The 18,422-nt window shown below is 67.4% G+C and carries 16 protein-coding genes; 3 read left to right on the top strand and 13 right to left on the bottom strand.

Annotation, left to right across the window (positions count from 1 at the left end; translation table 11 throughout):
* Positions 1-103 precede the first annotated feature (103 nt).
* Both ACE3P2_RS08550 and ACE3P2_RS08545 read right to left on the bottom strand, forming a co-directional pair.
* Complete coding sequence (locus ACE3P2_RS08550) at positions 104-472, bottom strand: hypothetical protein (RefSeq protein WP_374263418.1); 369 nt, start codon at positions 470-472, stop codon at positions 104-106.
* A 569-nt stretch (positions 473-1,041) separates the two neighbouring features.
* Entirely contained in the window at positions 1,042-2,052 is a 1,011-nt protein-coding gene (locus ACE3P2_RS08545; RefSeq protein WP_374263416.1) for a sodium-dependent bicarbonate transport family permease, read from the bottom strand.
* 97 nt (positions 2,053-2,149) lie between these two features.
* Between ACE3P2_RS08545 and ACE3P2_RS08540 the strand changes: the two genes are divergently transcribed.
* Positions 2,150-3,067 carry a LysR family transcriptional regulator gene (locus ACE3P2_RS08540; RefSeq protein ID WP_374263413.1) on the top strand — a complete coding sequence of 306 codons (918 nt, stop codon included), beginning with the start codon at positions 2,150-2,152 and terminating at the stop codon, positions 3,065-3,067.
* A gap of 111 nt (positions 3,068-3,178) precedes the next feature.
* Here ACE3P2_RS08540 and ACE3P2_RS08535 read toward each other — a convergent pair whose 3' ends face one another.
* The 5 genes from ACE3P2_RS08535 to ACE3P2_RS08515 all read right to left on the bottom strand — a co-directional run bounded on the left by ACE3P2_RS08535 (position 3,179) and on the right by ACE3P2_RS08515 (position 9,254).
* Positions 3,179-3,955 (bottom strand): enoyl-CoA hydratase, encoded by a 777-nt coding sequence (locus ACE3P2_RS08535; protein WP_374263410.1) that lies wholly within the window; start codon positions 3,953-3,955, stop codon positions 3,179-3,181.
* Between the two features lie 22 nt (positions 3,956-3,977).
* A complete protein-coding gene (locus ACE3P2_RS08530; protein WP_374263407.1) occupies positions 3,978-5,123 on the bottom strand; it encodes a CaiB/BaiF CoA transferase family protein in 1,146 nt (381 codons plus the stop codon).
* A gap of 458 nt (positions 5,124-5,581) precedes the next feature.
* Complete coding sequence (locus ACE3P2_RS08525) at positions 5,582-6,718, bottom strand: acyl-CoA dehydrogenase (RefSeq protein WP_374263404.1); 1,137 nt, start codon at positions 6,716-6,718, stop codon at positions 5,582-5,584.
* A 477-nt stretch (positions 6,719-7,195) separates the two neighbouring features.
* The gene (locus ACE3P2_RS08520) at positions 7,196-8,386 is read right to left on the bottom strand and encodes an acetyl-CoA C-acetyltransferase (RefSeq protein ID WP_374263401.1); all 1,191 of its coding nucleotides are present in this window, start codon (positions 8,384-8,386) and stop codon (positions 7,196-7,198) included.
* Positions 8,387-8,489: 103 nt separating this feature from the next.
* Positions 8,490-9,254, bottom strand: coding sequence for a 3-hydroxyacyl-CoA dehydrogenase (locus ACE3P2_RS08515; RefSeq protein WP_374263399.1), 765 nt, complete (start codon positions 9,252-9,254; stop codon positions 8,490-8,492).
* 230 nt (positions 9,255-9,484) lie between these two features.
* Between ACE3P2_RS08515 and ACE3P2_RS08510 the strand changes: the two genes are divergently transcribed.
* Entirely contained in the window at positions 9,485-10,507 is a 1,023-nt protein-coding gene (locus tag ACE3P2_RS08510) for an AraC family transcriptional regulator (RefSeq protein ID WP_374263396.1), read from the top strand.
* Between the two features lie 29 nt (positions 10,508-10,536).
* Here the strand turns inward: ACE3P2_RS08510 and ACE3P2_RS08505 are convergent, their stop codons facing one another.
* The 6 genes from ACE3P2_RS08505 to ACE3P2_RS08480 form a co-directional block, all read right to left on the bottom strand.
* The gene (locus ACE3P2_RS08505; protein WP_374263394.1) at positions 10,537-11,103 is read right to left on the bottom strand and encodes a flavin reductase family protein; all 567 of its coding nucleotides are present in this window, start codon (positions 11,101-11,103) and stop codon (positions 10,537-10,539) included.
* A 68-nt stretch (positions 11,104-11,171) separates the two neighbouring features.
* Positions 11,172-12,368 carry an acyl-CoA dehydrogenase gene (locus ACE3P2_RS08500; protein WP_374263391.1) on the bottom strand — a complete coding sequence of 399 codons (1,197 nt, stop codon included), beginning with the start codon at positions 12,366-12,368 and terminating at the stop codon, positions 11,172-11,174.
* A gap of 38 nt (positions 12,369-12,406) precedes the next feature.
* Positions 12,407-13,345 (bottom strand): 3-carboxyethylcatechol 2,3-dioxygenase, encoded by a 939-nt coding sequence (locus ACE3P2_RS08495; RefSeq protein WP_374263388.1) that lies wholly within the window; start codon positions 13,343-13,345, stop codon positions 12,407-12,409.
* 329 nt (positions 13,346-13,674) lie between these two features.
* The gene (locus ACE3P2_RS08490; protein WP_374263386.1) at positions 13,675-14,766 is read right to left on the bottom strand and encodes an acyltransferase family protein; all 1,092 of its coding nucleotides are present in this window, start codon (positions 14,764-14,766) and stop codon (positions 13,675-13,677) included.
* 228 nt (positions 14,767-14,994) lie between these two features.
* Complete coding sequence (locus ACE3P2_RS08485) at positions 14,995-17,322, bottom strand: acetate/propionate family kinase (protein ID WP_374263383.1); 2,328 nt, start codon at positions 17,320-17,322, stop codon at positions 14,995-14,997.
* Positions 17,323-17,468: 146 nt separating this feature from the next.
* Positions 17,469-17,822 (bottom strand): hypothetical protein, encoded by a 354-nt coding sequence (locus ACE3P2_RS08480; RefSeq protein ID WP_374263380.1) that lies wholly within the window; start codon positions 17,820-17,822, stop codon positions 17,469-17,471.
* Between ACE3P2_RS08480 and ACE3P2_RS08475 the strand changes: the two genes are divergently transcribed.
* Entirely contained in the window at positions 17,806-18,390 is a 585-nt protein-coding gene (locus ACE3P2_RS08475) for a hemerythrin domain-containing protein (protein WP_374263378.1), read from the top strand. The two genes, ACE3P2_RS08480 and ACE3P2_RS08475, sit on opposite strands and share 17 nt — an antisense overlap.
* Positions 18,391-18,422 lie beyond the last annotated feature (32 nt).

The following is an 18,422-nucleotide window of genomic DNA, read 5'->3' as shown; positions in this document are numbered from 1 at the left end:
TCCGGGGCCGGAAAGCTGTCCTGCATCAATCGCGCAGCGTGCTGTGTGCATTTTTCGCGGGTGCGCGCGCCGGGGGTGACGGGGCCGGCGCGGCGGGCTGGGTTCAGGCGCTGGCGGCGGCTTTGGGCTGGCGTTTGGGTTTGCTGCGCTCGGAGCGCTTCTTGAGCCCGAGGGCGGCGATCTGGTTGGAGTCGGGGCCGTAGATGACCATGGCTTCGTCCTTCACACCGAGGGCGGTCTTGTGGACTTCGGCGCGGACGGCGAGGGCTTCGGAGCGCAAGGCGGCCAGGGTGTTTTCGGCGAGGAGCACGGCCGTGGTGACTTTGTCGAGGCGCGCCAGCACGGCTTCGGCGGCAGCCAGGCTGTATTCCGCGTGGCGCGGGGTGTAGTCGTCCAGGCCGCCGAGGGCGCGGAGCGTTTCGATGTCGGCGTCGAGGGTGGGCTGGGGGATGCGTTGCAGGGCGTTGCTCATGGTCGGGCTCCTGGGTAGTGTTGTGAACAAAAATACAGTGGTTTAAATGCTACCTGGGTTCATGCTTTTTGAAAATGCCGGATGCGTTTTTTTCGGCGCGCTGCGGTGGAGCGGCCGTGCGCCTGGAGGCGGGCGCGGGGAGCGGGACGAGGGGCGGTGCCTGCGGTTTGTTGCGGGGCTGGTGCCAATGAGCCCCACAGAGGCGGATGAGGGCGATACACACGGCGCGTGGAAGCGGTACAGCCGCGTGTAGGTCGACTTTCAGGCGGTGTAGTGCTTCTACGCGGGGGTGTAGAAGCCATTGCGTCGCGTGTAGGGCTTCTACGCGGCGTGTAGAAGACATTTCATGACCTGTAGATCGATGTGCACGGGGTGTATTCGATCTACGCCCGATGGTTGTCGACCGTTCACGCGCTGTAGAAGATGCTCACGCGGGTGAAGGACGAATACGGGCGGTGTGGGCAACCTTGCGTCGACGGGCGGCGGTGGTGGGCAGGCCACAAAAAACTGCCGCGTGGCGGGGGTGGCCCGCGGCGCGGCAGAAAGGGAGGAAAGCGGGGGAGGGCGGTTTAGCCAAGCACCTGGTGCGCCGCCCACATGTAGAGGGGGATGCCCAGCAGGATGTTGAAGGGGAAGGTGATGCCGAGGGACATGCCGAAGTACAGGGACGGATTGGCTTCGGGGATGGCATAGCGCAGCACGGCCGGCACGGCGATGTACGAGGCGCTGGCGGCGAGCACCATCAGCAGGCCGGCGTTGCCCGGGGCGATGCCGAGCACGGTGGCGAGGGCGAGGGCGAGGCTGGCGTGGGCGAGGGGGCCGAGGATGGCGTAGGCCACCAGCCAGGGGGACTTGCCCTTGAGTTCGCCCATGTTGCGGGCGGCCATCAGGCCCATGTCGAGCAGGAAGAAGGCGAGCATACCCTTGAACAGATCGACCGAGAAAGGCGCCATCACCGCCTTGCCGGCTTCGCCGGTGACGATGCCGACGACCATGGCGCCGAGCAGCAGCAACTGGGCGCCGTCGGTAAAGGATTCGTGGAGGATCTTGCCTAGCGGCACCGGCGCGGGGGCGGGGCCGCCGGCGATGGCCGCGCCGCCCTGGCCGACGCTCACCACCGCGCTGGCGCCGGCGCCCTGACGCAGAGTGTTGGCGAACAGCACCGCCATGATGATGGCGGGAGATTCCATCAGGGCCATGGCGGCGGCCATGTGGCCGCCATAGGGCACCCCGTTGGTTTCGAGATACTGGACGGCGGTGATGAAGCTGACCGCGCTGACCGACCCATAGGTGGCGGCGATGGCGGCGGCGTTGTAGCCGCTGAGGAAGCGCTTGAGGATCGTGTAGCCGATCATCGGCACGATGATCGCCAGGGCGATGGCGCAGCCCAGGGTGGTGGCGACTTCGGCGGTGAGGCCGGACTTGGCGAGGGCGAAACCGCCTTTGAGGCCCAGCGCCATGAGCAGGTAGAGCGACAGGAAGCGTGAGATTTGCGGCGGGATTTCGAGGTTCGACTTGAGGGTGCCGGCAGCGACGCCAAAGACGAAGAACAGGATGGCCGGATCGAGGATGCTTTGCATGGCGGTACGCGTGAATGACGAAAACGGAGCGGATGTTACCGACAAGCGCTAATATATAAAAATCGATTATCGTTATTGTTTAAATAGATAAATATCTATGAATGTCACGTTCCGTCAGTTGCGCCTGTTCTTGTCGTTTGCCGATCTGGGCAGCATCACGGCGGCCGCCAAGGCGTGCCACGTCACCCAGCCGACGGTGTCGATGCAGCTCAAGGAGTTGAGCGAGTCGGTGGGGCTGCCGTTGTACGAACAGATCGGCAAGCGCCTGCATCTCACTGCCGCGGGGGCGGATCTGGCCGAGACGATCCGCACGATGATGGGCGAGTGGGCGGCCTTCGAGCAGCGCATCGATGCGATGAAGGGGCTGACGCGCGGGCAGTTGCGGGTGGCGGTGGTGAGCACGGCGAAGTATTTCGTGCCGCGCTTGCTGGGGCGCTTCTGCGCCGCCCATCCGGAAATCGACATCGCCCTCGAGGTGCAGAACCGCGACGGCGTGGTGGCGCGGCTGCGCGAGAACCGGGACGATCTTTACATCATGTCGATGCCGCCGGCCGACATCGAGCTGGAGCGGCACGCCTTCCTGCCCAATCCGCTGGTGGTGATCGCCCCCGAGTCGCATCCGCTTGCCGGCAGCAAGGGCGTGAAGCTCGCTGCGCTGGCGGGGCAGCGCTTCATCCTGCGCGAACAGGGTTCGGGCACCCGGCTGGCGTGCGATGCGCACTTTGCGCGGATCGGCTTCAAGGCGGCGGTGCGGCTCGAGCTGGGCAGCAACGAGGCCATCAAGCAGGCGGTGGCCGGCGGGCTGGGGCTGGCGGTGATCTCGCGCCATGCGATGAGCGCCCATCCCCATGAGGAACAGCTCACCGTGCTGGATGTGGAGGGCTTTCCGGTGCAGTCGAACTGGTGGACGTTGTATCCCCGCGGCAAGAGCCTGTCGCCGGTGGCCCAGGTGTTCCTGCAGCACCTGGAGCGCGCCGCGCGGGAGTGGGACGAGGCGCGGGGCAAGCCCGGGTAAGGGGCGGAAGGCTGCGGCGGTGCGCGGGCCCCCGTTCTGCGTGGCGAGCGACGGTGGTGAACGACAAAGGGGGCCACGGGCCCCCTTTGTCGTCATGCCAGTGCGGACGACTTACTGATTCTTGAACGCGGCCTTGCGCTTTTCGACGAAGGCGGCCATGCCTTCCTTCTGGTCGTCGAGGGCGAAGGTGGCGTGGAACACGCGGCGCTCGAACAGCAGGCCTTCGTTGAGGCCGGATTCGAAGCTGCGATTGATGGATTCCTTGATCATCATGATGACCGGCAGCGAGTATCCGGCGATGGTGGTCGCGGCGGCGAGGGTTTCCTCGACGAGTTTGTCGGCGGGAATCACGCGGGCGACGAGGCCGGCGCGCTCGGCTTCGGTGGCGTCCATCATGCGGGCGCTGAGACACAGGTCCATGGCCTTGGCCTTGCCCACGGCGCGGGGCAGGCGCTGGGTGCCGCCGGCGCCGGGCATGGTGCCGAGCTTGATCTCGGGCTGGCCGAACTTGGCGGTGTCGGCGGCGAAGATCATGTCGCAGCTCATGGCCATTTCACAGCCGCCGCCCAGGGCGAAGCCGGCCACCGCGGCAATGATGGGCTTGCGGCAGGTCTTGATGCGCTCCCAATTGCGGGTGATGTAGTCGCCCTTATAGGCGTCCATGTAGCTGAAATTGGCCATCGCGCCGATGTCGGCGCCGGCGGCGAAGGCCTTCTCGGAGCCGGTGATGACGATGCAGCCAATGTTCTCGTCGGCTTCGAAGCCGTCCAGGGCGTGGCCCAGTTCATCGACGAGGGCGTCGTTGAGGGCGTTGAGGGCCTTGGGGCGGTTGAGGGTGATGAGGCCGACCTTGCCACGGGTCTCGGCGATGATGTTCTGGTATTCCATGTGTCCTCCAGATGTTTTCTAGTTAAATGGCTCCGGCACGGCGTAGGCCGTCGATGGTGTCGGGGGTGAAGCCCCAGTCGGCCAGCACGTCTTCGCCGGTGGCGCCATGCTTCGGCGCGCGGGGCGTTGCCGGGGTGCTGCGGCTGAAGCGCGGGGCCGGCGCCGGTTGAATGACGCCGCCAACTTCGATGAAGGTGCCGCGAGCCCGATTGTGCGGGTGTTCGGGCGCTTCGTCCATGTCCAGAACGGGCGCCACGCAGGCGTCGCTGCCGTCGAACAGCGCGCACCATTCGTCGCGGGTGCGGGTTTCGAGATGCGCGGCGACGCGGGTCTTGAGCTCGGGCCAGCGGGCGCGGTCCCACTGCTGGCTGAAGTCCGGATCGACGATGCCGGCCTTCTGCAGGAACAGCGCGTAGAACTGGGGCTCGATGGGGCCGATGGAAACGTACTTGCCGTCGGCACAGCGGTAGGTGTCGTAGAAGTGCGCGCCGCCGTCGAGCAGGTTGCTGCCGCGCGTCTGCCCCCATTGGCCCATGGCCTTGAGGGTGTACATCATGGTCATCAGCAGCGCCGAGCCGTCGGTCATCGCCGCGTCCACCACCTGACCCTTGCCGGAGTTGCGTGCCTCGGTGAGCGCAGCGAGCACGCCCACCACCAGCAGCATCGCGCCGCCGCCGCAGTCGGCCACCAGGTTGAGCGGCACCACCGGCTTGCCGCCGGGTTCGCCGATGGCGTGCAGCGCGCCGGAGAGCGACAGGTAGTTGATGTCGTGGCCGGCGGTGGAGGCGAGCGGGCCGCTCTGGCCCCAGCCGGTCATGCGGCCATAGACGAGGCGCGGGTTGGCGTTGAGGCTCACGTCCGGGCCCACGCCGAGGCGTTCCATCACGCCGGGGCGGTAGCCTTCGACGAGGATGTCGGCCTTGGCCACCAGCTCGCGGGCGGCGGCGAGGCCTTCGGGCTTCTTGAGGTCGAGGGTGACGACGCGGCGGGAGCGGTTGAGGATGTCGATCTTCGGGTCGAACAGGTCGGACGCCGGCTTGGCGCCGGGTGCGGGCTTGCGTTCGATGCGCACGACTTCGGCGCCGAGGTCGACGAGGATCATCGCGGCCATGGGGCAGGGGCCGAGAGCGGCGAATTCGACGACTTTGATGCCGTGGAGGGGGCCCATTTTGTTGTCTCCTTTGTTTTTTTTGCGTGCGGCGCTTGTTTGGCGTGCCGTTGGCCGGGAGTTCGCCCCCGGCGGGCGACTTGCTTCTTTGCTTCGCCAAAGAAGTAAGCAAGAAAGGCGACCCGGCTTCACAGGTCGGCCTTCGGCCGACTTCCCTGCGCTGCTCGCCGGATCAGACGGGCTTTGGTGGGGCACCGAGGCGCTTCGGGGCGCTCGGGCGGGGCTGGGGCGATGTTTTTGTAGGGGCGAATTCATTCGCCCGCCAGGCGTTGAAAAAACGTACACACCCTGGGCCTGCCTCCGCGGGCGAATGAATTCGCCCCTACAACGCCAGCTGCGTAAAGGTGCGCAGAAACCGTAGCGAGCGGCCTGAGGTTGCGACGAGGAACGCAGCCGTACTGGAGTACGGCGAGTACCGGAATCGCAAGATCGGGCCGCGCAGTAGCCCGGCGCGCCCTTTACTCGGTGGCGATGGTGCGACCGATGACGAGCCGCTGGATGTCGTTGGCGCCTTCGTAGATCTGGCTGATGCGCACGTCGCGGTAGATGCGCTCGACCGGGAAGTCGCTGGTGTAGCCGACACCGCCGTGGATCTGGATGGCGTCGGAGGCGATCTTCTCGGCGGCTTCGGAGGCGAACATCTTGGCCATCGAGGCTTCCTTCAGGCAGGGCTTGCCGGCGTCCTTGAGCTGGGCGGCGCGCCAGACCATCAGGCGGGCGGCGTCGAGCAGGGTGTTCATGTCGGCGAGGCGGAAGTTGACCGCCTGGTGCTCGATGATGGGCACGCCGAAGGTCACGCGCTCCTTGGCGTAGCGCACGGCGGCTTCGAACGCGGCGCGGGCCATGCCGATGCTCTGGGCGGCGATGCCGATGCGGCCGGCTTCGAGGTTCGACAGGGCGATCTTGTAGCCTTCGCCTTCCTTGCCGAGCAGGGCGGTGGCGGGCACGCGGCAGTTCTCGAAGATGATCTGCACGGTGTCGGAGGCGTGCTGGCCCATCTTGTCCTCGGTGCGGCCGACGATGAAGCCCGGGGTGTTGGTGGGGATCAGGAAGCAGCTGATGCCCTTCTTGCCGGCGGCCTTGTCGGTGACGGCGAAGACGATGGCCATGTGGGCGTGCTTGCCGGTGGTGATGAACTGCTTGACGCCGTTGAGCACGAAGCTGTCGCCGTCGCGGTCGGCGCGGGTGGTGATCGCCGCGGCGTCGGAGCCGGTGTGGGGTTCGGTCAGGCAGAAGCAGCCGAGCTTCTCACCGCGGGCCAGGGGCTTGAGCCACTCTTCCTTTTGCTGGTCGGTGCCGTACTTCTGGGTGATGCCACAGGCCAGGGAGTTCTGCACCGAGACGATGGTGGAGGTGGCGCCGTCACCGGCGGCGATTTCTTCGAGGGTGAGCACCAGGCTCATGTAGTCCATGCCGGCGCCGCCCCATTCCTCGGGCACGCACATGCCCATCGCGCCCAGCTCGCCGAGTTCCTTGAGGGCTTCGGCGGGGAAGGTGTGGTGCTTGTCCCATTCGGCGGCGAAGGGGGCGAGGCGCTCCTGGGCGAAGGCGCGCATGGAGTCGCGGATCATTTCCTGTTCTTGGGTGAGGATCATGGTGCGGTGTCCTTTGGATTCTGGGTTGCGTTGTTCGTGGAGCCGTCCGGGTGGCTGGCTGCACCGGCTCGCGTAGGGGCGACTTCAGTCGCCCTTGGCTGTTTTGCCTGCGTGCTGCCGAGGGACGGCTTTCCCGTGTTTCGTCTTGCGTTGGCCGGGGAGTTCGCCCCGGCGGGCGACTTCCTTTCTTGTCTCGCCAAGAAAGGAAGCAAAGAAGGCGACCCGGCTTCACCGGTCGTCCGCGTTGCGGACGACTCCTCTGCGCTGCTCGAGCCAGCCGGCCGACGTCGCAAACTCGCCCTTCGGGCTCAGACAGCGACGCCGGACTGCTCCGGCTGGCACTGCGCTGCTCGACGGTTCAGACGGGCTTTAATTTGGCTCCGAGCCTTTTCTGATGGGCCAGGCGCCGCCGTCGCCTTCCTTGTAGGTCGGGTTAGCCCGCAGGGCGTAACCCGACGCTCCGGAAGGTTTCCTGCCTTACAGCATTTCCACGGCCAGCGCCGTGGCTTCGCCGCCGCCGATGCACAGGCTGGCGACGCCGCGCTTGCCGCCGGTCTTCTTGAGGGCGCCGAGCAGGGTGACGATGATGCGGGCGCCGGAGGCGCCGATCGGGTGGCCCAGCGCGCAGGCGCCGCCGTGGATGTTGACCTTGGCGTGATCCAGCTTCAGATCGTGGATCGCGGCCATGGTGACCACGGCGAAGGCTTCGTTGATCTCCCACAGATCCACGTCGGCAACCGTCCAGCCGGTCTTGGCGAGGAGCTTCTGCATGGCGCCGACCGGGGCGGTGGCGAACAGGTTGGGCTGGTGGGCGTGGGTGCTGTGGCCGACGATCTTGGCGATCGGCTTGAGGCCCTTGGCGGCGGCGGTGGAGGCGCGCATCAGCACCAGGGCGGCGGCGCCGTCGGAGATGGAGCTGGAGTTGGCCGGGGTCACGGTGCCGTCCTTGCGGAAGGCGGGCTTCAGGGTCGGGATCTTGTCGAGGTTGGCCTTGGGCGGCTGCTCGTCGCTGGCGATGGTCACGTCGCCCTTGCGGCCGGCCACGGTGACGGGGGTGATTTCCCACTCGAAGGAGCCGTCCTTGATGGCGGCCTGGGCGCGGGTGAGGGACGCAATGGCGTAGGCGTCCTGCTGCTCGCGGGTGAAGTTGTAGAGGCCGGCGCAGTCTTCGGCGAAGGTGCCCATCAGGCGGCCCTTCTCGTAGGCGTCTTCGAGGCCGTCGAGGAACATGTGGTCCATCACCTGGCCGTGGCCGAGGCGGTAGCCGCCGCGGGCCTTGGGCAGCAGGTAGGGGGCGTTGGTCATGGATTCCATGCCGCCGGCGATCATCACTTCGTTGGTGCCGGCGGTGAGGAGGTCGGCGGCCAGCATGGTGGCCTTCATGCCGGAGCCGCACATCTTGTTGACGGTGGTGCAGCCGGCCGACAGGGGCAGACCGCCACCCAGCGCGGCCTGGCGGGCCGGGGCCTGGCCCTGGCCGGCGGGCAGCACGCACCCGAAGATCACCTCTTCGACGGTGTCGGCGGCGATGCCGGCGCGCTCGACGGCGGCCTTGATGGCGATGCCACCCAGTTGGGCCGCGGTGAGGCTGGCGAAATCACCCTGGAAGCCACCCATCGGGGTGCGGGCGGCGGAGACGATGACGATGGGGTCGTTGGCGTTGCTCATGCGGGAAATCCTTTGGGTAACTGTGAGGCCCGTAGGGGCGAATTCATTCGCCCGCGGACTTCGATCAACCGACTGCGGGCGAATGAATTCGCCCCTACGTTATTTACTTGGCTGCCATGCGGATCGCGCCGTCGAGGCGAATCACCTCGCCGTTGAGGTAGGCGTTGCCGAAGATGTGTTCGACCAGCGCGGCGTACTCGGCCGGCTTGCCCATGCGCGAGGGGAACGGAACCATCTTGCCGAGGGCTTCCTGCACTTCGGCGGGCATTCCCAGCAGCATCGGGGTTTCCATGATGCCCGGGGCGATGGTCATCACGCGGATGCCGGAGCGGCACAGTTCGCGGGCGATCGGCAGGGTCATGGCGACGACGCCGCCCTTGGAGGCCGCGTAGCCGGCCTGGCCGAGCTGGCCGTCGAAGGCGGCGACGGAGGCGGTGGAGACGATCACGCCGCGCTCGCCGCCGGCGTTGGGTTCGTTCTTGCTCATGATCTCCGCGGCGAGGCGGGTCATGTTGAAGGTGCCGATCAGGTTGATGTTGATGGTGCGGGCGAAGGATTCGAGCTTGTGCGGGCCTTCCTTGCCGACGACCTTCTCGGCCGGGGCGATGCCGGCACAGTTGACCAGGCCACGGAGCGTGCCCAGTTCGACGGCGGCGGCGAAACAGGCCTTGGCGCTGGCTTCGTCGGTCACGTCGGTGGCAACGAAGCGGGCGCCGGCGCCCAGTTCGGCGGCGAGCTTGTCGCCGGCTTCCTTGTTGACGTCGGCCAGCACGACCTTGCCGCCGGCCGCATTGATCATCTTCGCGGTGGCGGCGCCCAGGCCGGAACCACCGCCGGTCACCACGAATACGTTGTCCTTGATCTCCATGAAGCGCTCCTTTTGGGTGTGTTTTTCGGGATGTGCCGGCTCTGCCACCAAGGGGCAGCGGGCCGCGATGGGCGTGCAGTGTAGGCACTGCCGAGGCCGGCATCCATGCCGAAAACGATCAATGTGAATGGTAGAATTTGCCACATTGCAGAGCAGCAAAAACGGGTGCCGCCACGGCTGGACGGCGCCGCTTTCCGCGATCTTTCTTCGAGTGGGGCTTCCGGTTTTCGATGAGTCCGCGCACCGCCGACAAGGGCACCATTTCCATCGGTTTCGTCCATGAGGCGCTGGTGGGCCTGCGCGCGCGGGGCGGCGACGCCAACGCGCTGTTGCTCCAGGCGGGCATTTCGCCGGAACTGCTCAACGCGCCCCAGGCGCGTGTGGCGTCGGCTCACTACGGGGTGTTGTGGCACCTCATCGCCGAGGCGCTCGACGACGAGTTCTTCGGCATGGATTCGCACCCCATGAAGGCCGGCAGCTTCACGCTGCTGTGCCACAGCGTGATCCACTGCGACACCCTGGAGCGGGCGCTGCGCCGGGCGCTGCGCTTCTTCCGGCTGGTGCTGGACGATTTCGAAGGGGTGCTGGAGCGCAGCGGCGACACCGCGCGGGTGGTGCTGCGCGAACGCCACGCCGCGCCGCGCCGGGCGTTTGCCTACGGCACCTTCCTGATCATCCTGCACGGCCTGGCGTGCTGGCTGATCGGCCGGCGGATTCCCCTCGACACGGCGCGTTTTCGCTGCGCCGAACCGGATTTCAGCGCCGAGTGGCGGGTGCTGTTCTCGCCCGACCTGCGCTTCGACGAGGCGGAGACGGCGATCGTGTTTTCCGCCGAATACCTGGACATGGCCAACGTGCAGAACGCGCGCACGATGAAGGTCTTCCTGCGCAGCGCGCCGGCCAACTTCCTGGTCAAGTACCGCAACAGCGAGGGGCTGGTGGCGCGCATCCGCCGTCAGTTGCGGCACATCCCGCCCGATACCTGGCCGGATTTCGAGACGCTGGCGCAGCAGCTGCATTCGTCGGTGTCGACCCTGCGCCGCCACCTGATCGACGAGGGGCAGTCCTACCAGTCGATCAAGGACGACCTGCGTCGCGACCTGGCGATCAGCCAGCTATGCCACTCCGAAAAATCAGTGCTCGAGATCGCCCACGACCTGGGGTTTGCCGAGGCGAGCGCCTTTCACCGGGCATTCAAGAAATGGACCGGCGCCCGGCCGGGGGAATACCGGCGGGCGCTGGCGGGGCAGTAGCGGAGGCAGGCAGGCGCGCCCTGCCGGGCTTACTGGTCGATCTTGCGGAAGGCGCCGTTGAGGTACACCAGCGCCTGGCCGTCGCTGCGTTCGCGCACCGACAGCACTTCGCACAGGAAGGCGTTGTGGGTGCTCTCGTCGAAGAGCTTGATCACGCGACAGTCGAAGCTCGACAAGGTGTTGCCGAGCACCGGGGCGCCGGTGACGAGGGTGCTCCAGTCGCCGTGCTCGAAGCGGGCGTCGCCGTGGACGCCTTCGATCATCCCGGCGAAGGCCTTGGCCACGTCTTCCTGCTCGCCGGCCAGCACATTCACGGCCAGGGCGCCGCTTTGCTGGATCAGCTCGTTGGCGACCACGTTCTTGTTCACGAAGACCACCAGGCGCGGCGGATCGGTGGTCACCGAGCACACCGCGGTGGCGGTGAGGCCGGCGCGCTGGCCGCCGTTGGCGGCGGTGATGATGGACACGCCGGCGGCCAGGTGGCGCATGCCGTTGCGCTGCTCGAGGGGGCTGACGGTGGGCAGATCGGTGAGGCCCGGCGTGCGCACGTCCTGGACGGGGCTCTGGTGCACGACGGCGTTGGCGAGGTCGGTCATGACGTGTCTCTCGGTTTTCTCGTTGGGTAGGGAGAACGACCCGGGCGATGCCGGGCCGGCCACGGAGTTTAGGCCTTGACGCCGAAGGGGTTGGCCTTGGGCAGCGGGCTGCCCAGGAGCTGGCCGCCGAGCAGTTCGCCGATGTTGTCCTGGTTCTGGGTGATGTGGTTGGCGCCCACCAGGATGTCGCGCATCTGGCGCTGCATCGGGCAGTTGAGCCACACGCCGCGGGTCGAGGTCTTCTTGAAGATCATGTGCGCCGCGTCGAAGCATTCGCCGCCGGTGAACTGGTTGGTGGCGAAGTGGCGCACGCGCACGTCCAGCGGTACCAGCTCGCCCTTCGAGGCGTAAGCCCAGGCTTCGTCGGTGTTCTGCAGCACGCGGGAGGTGGCGCCGAGGATCTTGGCGTAGGCCTCGCCGAGGCGGCCCTTGATGAAGGGGTCCTGCACGGCGGCGCCGACGGCCTGGTTGATGTTCTGGCGCGGCACCATGTGCTCGATGTAGAGGTCGACCATGCCGCGGGCCATGCCGATGATGACCGACGACACGGCGGCGTAGAAGACGTAGAAGAAGGGCATCTTGTAGAGGTTGTTCACGTCGCCGTGGGAGTGCTCGTCGTAGGCGCCGATCACGTGGCTGCGGTACTCGGGCACGAAGACTTCCTTGATCGCGAGCTTCTTGCTGCCGGTGCCGGCGAGGCCGACCACGAACCAGTCGTCAACGATCTCGAAGTCGCTGCGCTGGACCCAGAAGGAGCGGAACTCCAGCTCGCCGTCTGCCTTGGCGACGCGGCCGCCCAGGAAAGCGCCGCCGGCGGCGTGGTCGCAGCCGCTGGAGGTGAGCCATTCGCCGTTGAGCACGTAGCCGCCTTCCACCTTGGTGACGGTGCCGAAGGGGGCGTAGGACGAAGAGACGAGGCGGGTATTGTCGTCGCCCCACAGTTCGTCGCCGCACTGGGTGGGCAGCAGGCCCACTTCGAAGGGATGCACGCCGAGCACCATCACGTTCCAGGCGCTGGACGGGCAGCCGCGGGCCAGCTCGATGAGCACCTTGTTGAGGACGTTGGGGTGCATCTCGTAGCCGCCCCAGCGCTTGGGCTGGAGGATCTTGAAGAAGCCGGCTTCCTGGAACTTCTGGATGGTTTCGAGGGAAACCATGCGGGCCTTCTCGCAGGCGTCGGCGCGCTCGCGCAGCCACGGGATGAGGGCCTCGGCGCGGGCGACGATCTCGGCTTCGGTGGGGATGAGCTTTTCGGGGGCGTTCATGGTGTCAATCTCCTCTGGTGTGTTCCGGTGTGGTTTTTTCAGGCCTGCTCGGCGCTGACGACGCCGTAGCCGGCGATCCATTCGTTGATGGCGCGGTAGTAGTCCTTGCGGGCGGCGTAGGGGCCGGTGGCGGCCAGCGCCGCGAAGGCGGCGACCCAGGTGCGTACTTCGTGAGTCGAGCGGCCGGCGGTCTTCGAGATGTCGTCGATCTGGAAGTCGTCGATGTCGGCGAGGCGGCGGTTCACCAGCAGGTCGATGAAGGCGAGATCCCATTCCGCGTTGAGCGGGGTCTGGGCGCAGGCGGCGGTGCCGTAGATTTTGCCGGCGGCGATGGTGCGGGCCTGACGCGCGGCGCGGGCTTCCGGCGTGGGGTTGCGGCCGGCGATGAGGAAGTTGGCGACTTCGTCGGGCGCGCTGGCGAGCAGCGGCACCGGCGGTTCGTGGGAGAGGCCGCCGGTGCCGAGGATCAGCACGCGCTTGTCGAGCGGGGCGATGAACTTGCCGACGGCCTCGCCGAGCTTGCGTATCCGGCGGTAGGGGGCGAACGGCGGGGCGACGGAGTTGATGATGATCGGGATCACCGGGTAGCGGGTGAGGCTGCCGGTCATCTCTTCGAGGGTCTGGGTGCAGCCGTGGTCCACCTGCAGGCGGTGGGACAGGGCGATGTCCACGTCCTGGTCGAGGATGAAGCGGGTCATCTCGAGGGCGAGCTCGCGGGGGATCGACAGGGGGCCGGGCAGGGTCTGGTAGTCGGCGACCGATTCGGCGGCGGTGGCGATCACGAACGGCGGCATCAGGTCGTAGAACAGGCCGTTGTAGTGGTCGGGGGCGAAGATGACGATCAGTTCGGGATCGAAGGCTTCGACCTCGGCACGGGACCGGGCCAGGATGTCGTCGACTTCACGGACGACGTCGGCGCCCGGATCGTTGAGCCCGCGCAGTGGGGTGTGCGACAGGCATTTCAGCTTGATGCTCATGGGTGCTCCTCGGCGTGTGGATCGGCGGGGCCGGTGGTCCCGTCGGGCGAGGGCGGAGGCGGCGGGCCGGGGGCGACCTGCCGGGGCGGTGTTGCGTCTCCACGCCTCGTTCTTGTTGTTGGCGAGGCGATTCTAGGGATTTGCGTTCGTGGGGCAAAAAGCAAATCCAAAGTGTGCATTAAATGCACAAATTTGTTTTTAAAGGGATTTAATGGGAGGGCGCGGAGGCGCGGCGCGCCCGAGTACGTATCCGGCGGACCCCGTAAAGCACGACGCCGCCGCCCCGTGAAGGGCGGCGGCGTCGAAGGCGCCTGCGGGGCGGAGGCGGGTCAGCCGCCGAGGGCCAGGGCGGCGAGCCAGCCGCCGGCAACCACACCGGCCGGGAACAGCAGGCGCATGCGCACGGTGAAGGGCCGGCTTTCGATACGGCGGTAGAACAGCTCGCCGCCGGCGATGCTGACGGCCACCGCGACCACCATGCCGAGGGCGCTCGCCACCGGATTGGTCGGGAAGAGGTTGATGAACAGGGCATTCACCAGCAGGCACAGGGGGAAGTGCACCAGGAACACCGAGTAGGAAATGCGCGCCAGGCGACGCACCGGCGCGGGCACCGGCAGGCGGTGCAGCAGGCCGCTGCGGGCGGAAACGCCGAGCAGCAGCATCACGCCGGTGGCGATGGCGATGCGTGGGCGGAAATCCACCGCCAGCGCGGCGAGCGCCACGGCGGCCAGCGCGGCGAGCCACAGACCGCCGCGGGGCTGGCGGGCGGCCCAGGCGGAGAGAATGCCGAGGCCGAAGGCGCCGAAGAAGTACAGCGCCGTCTCGTCCCACAGGGCGTCGCGGTTGAAGCCGAACAGCGAGGCGAGGGTCATGCCGACGATCAGCAGCGGCGCCAGCGGGCGCAGCGCGGCGACGCGGGTGGGCAGCCACAGCAGCAGCACCGCCAGTGCGAAGAGCTGGAAGTCGATGGCCACGTACCACACGCCGGCGGAGAGGGCTTCCTGGTCGAGGAGGTCGTGGAGGAGCAGGACGTGGGCGAGGAGCTGGCCGAGGTCGGGCACGTCGGAGATCGAGCGGTGTTCCATCCAGGCGCCGGCCACGGCCGAACAGGCGATGGCCAGCAGCAGGGCGGCCGAGTAGGGCACGACGAGGCGGGTGTAGCGCTGGGCGAGCAGGCTGAGCGGCGCAGCGATGACGCTGCCGGGGCCGAACTTGGCGGCGAACAGGAAGCCCGAGGCGACCAGGAAGACCTGCACGGCCATCCGCGCGTATTCGTCGAGGAAGTGGATCAGGCCGGGCATCAGGGGCTTGGCCACGTCGGCCATGGGGCCGTAGAAGGCCAGGTGGTGCAGCACGATCAGCAGGCAGGCGAGCGCCTTGAGGGCGTCGATCGCGGGCAGTCTTGAAGCGTCAGGGCGCATGGCGGTTGCGCGTTCTCCGTAAGCGGTAACGGGGGCTCAACGGGAGACAGGCGGGATGGGATGACAGGCCCATCGAGAAATGTTGCGCTGCAGCAGTCGAGCGAAAGGGCGGGATTATACGCGCCGAGCAGGTGGGAGGACAGGAAATCTGTCCGCGTTGGCGCGTTTGCCGCCGCCCGCCGGCGGCCCCGTCCGCGTTTTTTGCCGCGGCGGACGGGGTGGCGCGGATCAGTGCCGGCTCTGGATTTCGTCGATGTAGCCGAGCATGCCGGTGCGGATGTTGGCGGCGTTGCCTTCGTCGGTGTCGATGTGCATGGCCAGGCGGTAGGCCGGGTTCACGCGCACCACCACGTCGCCGAAGATCAGCTCGCGCTCGCCTTCGACGCGGACCCGCACCACGTACTTGTCGCGTACCCGGAAGCGCAGGGCGTCGTCGGGCGACATGTGGATGTGGCGCTGGGCGCAGATCACGCCGCGTTCGATGGTGGTGCTGCCGAACGGGCCTTCGAGGGTGATGCCGGGGGTGTTGGCGAGGTCGCCGGATTCGCGGATCGGCGGCTGGATGCCGACCTTGAACTGCTCGGTCATGGCGATCTCGACCTGGGTTTCCTTGCGGGTCGGGCCGAGCACGCGGACGTTGGCGATGCGCCCCTTGGGGCCGACGAGGTGCACCTTCTCGGCGCAGGCGAACTGGCCGGGTTGCGACAGTTCGTGCTCGGGGGTGAGCTGGTGGCCGGGGCCGAACAGCTTGTCCACGTCGGCCTGCGAGAGGTGCACGTGGTGGGCCGAGATCTCGATGGGGATCGGGGCTTCGGCCTGGGCCTCGCGCATTTCGAGGAGCAGGTCGTTGCGTTCGATGGCGCGCAGGGCTTCCCAGGCGACGAGGCGTTCGTCGTCGTTGGCGATGACGAGGATCTTCACCGGTGAGTCGTCGGCGGAGACGATGGCGAAGTCGTCGATGCGTTCGAGGTTGCGGTTCTTTTCCTCGTCGAGCTTGATGCCCATGTAGCCGAGGCCCTGGCAGGCCAGGCTGCGCACGGCGGCGCTGGTCTCGCCCACGTCGCCGGTGAAGGCCAGCACGTCGATGCCGCCCATCGCCGCGACGTAGGCGCCGATGTTCTTGCGCACCTGGTAGCAGAAAGCCTTGTGGGCGAGTAGGGCGCGGTGGTGGCCGTTGCTGGCGGCGGCTTCGATGTCGTGGATGTCGCTGGAGATGCCGGAGATGCCCTTGAGGCCACTGCTGGTGTTGATGAGCGTGGCGAGCTGGTCGGCCGACATGCCGTGCTGCTGCATCAGGTGGATCATGACCGCCGGGTCGATGCTGCCGGAGCGGCTGGGCATGATGAGGCCGTCGGTGGGCGTCATGCCCATCGTGGTGTCCACCGAGCGGCCGTGGTCGATGGCGCACAGGGAGGCGCCGATGCCCAGGTGGCAGGAGACGATCTCGAGTTCGCCCAGCGGGCGCCCCAGCACTTCGGCGGCCTTCAGCGACACGTAGCGGTGGGAGCTGCCGTGGAAACCGTAGCGGCGGATGCCGTCCTGCTTGTAGAGCTCGTAGGGCAGGCCGTAGAGGTAGGCGTAGGGCGGCAGGGTCTGGTGGAAGGCGGTGTCGAAGACGGCCACGTGGGGCACGTTCGGCAGCTGGCGCATGGCCTCGCGGATGCCTTCGACGTTGACCGGGTTGTGCAGCGGGGCGAACACCGACAGGGCTTCGATGTCGGCGATCACGGTGGGGGTGATGACCACCGAGCTGGCGAACTTGCTGCCGCCATGGACGACCCGGTGGCCGACGGCGGTGACGTCCTGCAGGTGCAGTTCGAAGGCGTCGCCGAGCAGGCGGGTGGATTCGGCCATCACCCGGAACAGCTCGGTGAGCGGGAACGGGTCGCGCTCGGCGCTGCGGCTCTGGGTGCCGACGGTGACGCGGATGCGCGCGACGGCGGGGTCGGCGTTGTCGATGATGCCGTGGATGTCGGAGCCCAGGTCGTGGGTGTCGTAGATGCCGAAGTGGATCTGACTGATGCCGATGTTCAGTGCCAGCACCTTGCCCGGGGCGTCGGTGTGCAGCGACAGGGCGTAGGGGTCGTCGGCGCTGGCGGCGGGTGCGCCGGTCTGCCCGCCGACGATCTCGGCCGACAGCACGCGCACGCGGTCGAGCAGCTTGTGCGACAGGTAAGCCACGGCCTTCGGGTTGGTGAGGATGTGGCTGGCGTAGACGTTCTGGGGAATCAGCAGCACGTAGCAGCGGTTGCCGGCAATGACGTCGGCGGTGATGCGGTCGCCGGTGAGGGTGGACATCACGCCGAACACGTCGCCCGGGCCGAGTTGGCTGATGACGGTGCGGGTGCCGGTGTTGTCGGTGACCGAGATTTCGGCGTGGCCGGTGATGACGATGCCCATGTTGCGGGCTTCGTCGCCGGTTTCGAGGATCGCCTCGTTGCCCTCGTAGGTGGTGAGCTGGGACTGCCGGACGATGGCGTCCACCTTGTCGGCCGGGAAACTGGCGAACAGGGGCACCTGTTCGAGGAAGAATTTCTTCAGATCGACTTCACTCATGGTGTTTCTCGCTTGGCGTAGAAAGTGCGGCAAACGGGAGACTAGCACTATTGTTGCGGTGCATCACCGCGTAGATTCCCTTATACGCCCCGCGTGTTGCAGCGGTTCGTGACGTGGTCCCCATCGGTGCGGTGTCGCCGGCGCGTTCAGTCCAGGCCCGGATCGGGCGTTGCCGGTGCCGCGTCGGCGGCGCCGAGCTGGGCTTCGATGCGGTCCACGGCCTGGCGCAGGGCGGGCAGGTAGCGGCTGGTGGCTTCCTTCAGGGGGACCGCGCGGTTCAGGTAGACGATATTGACCGAGCCCACCGGCAGGCCGCGCAGGCGGATCGGCAGGGCCAGCGCGCCGACCTTGCGCTGGGAGGTCCACTCGCCGTCGTTGCTGGCGTAGCCGCTGTCGCGGGTGCGCGCCAGGATGTTGGCGACGAAGCGGTCGTCGGCGGCGAGGCGGCCCGCCGCCTTGCCCCGATTCAGGAGAAACCTTCCGATGGAAGCCCTTCGCATCCTCGGCGACGAACATCAGTCCCTCGCCGCCATCCTCCACGCCGTGCGCTTCATGCTCAAGGAGGTGGTCGCCGGCCGCCTGCAGCCCGATCTGAAGCTGTTCGAGGCGATGATCCATTACCTCGACGCCTATCCCGAGAAGCGCCACCATCCCAAGGAGGATGTCCTGTTCGCGCGGATCAAGGCGCGCAGCAGCGAGGGCGCCGCCGCCCTGGCCGCCCTCGACGCCCAGCACCAGGCCGCCGGCGAGCGCATCGGACGTCTCGAGGCAGCGCTTGCCGCCTATGTGGCCGATCCGTCCCGGCTGGCCGATTTTGCCGCCGCCTTCGACGCCTACGCCGAGTTCTACCGCACCCACATGATGCTCGAGGAGCGCGAGGCGATTCCGCTCGCCCTGCGCGTGCTCACGCCCGAGGACTGGGCCGAGGTGAATCGCGTCTTCACGGGCGAGCGCGACCCGATGAGCGGCACCCGCGGCAAGCCGGAAGACTTTGCCGACGTGTTCTCGAAGCTCGTCGCCGCCGCGCCGACGCCCATCGGCCTGGGGGCCGGGCCGTACCGGGGCTGAAAGCGCCTCCACCCCTCCAGCTACGTCCGGCG

It is taken from the genome of Zoogloea sp., from assembly GCF_041911615.1.
Taxonomy (GTDB): domain Bacteria; phylum Pseudomonadota; class Gammaproteobacteria; order Burkholderiales; family Rhodocyclaceae; genus Zoogloea.
Note: the sequence above shows the minus strand (reverse complement) of the source record. Positions and strands in the feature narration are given on the sequence as shown.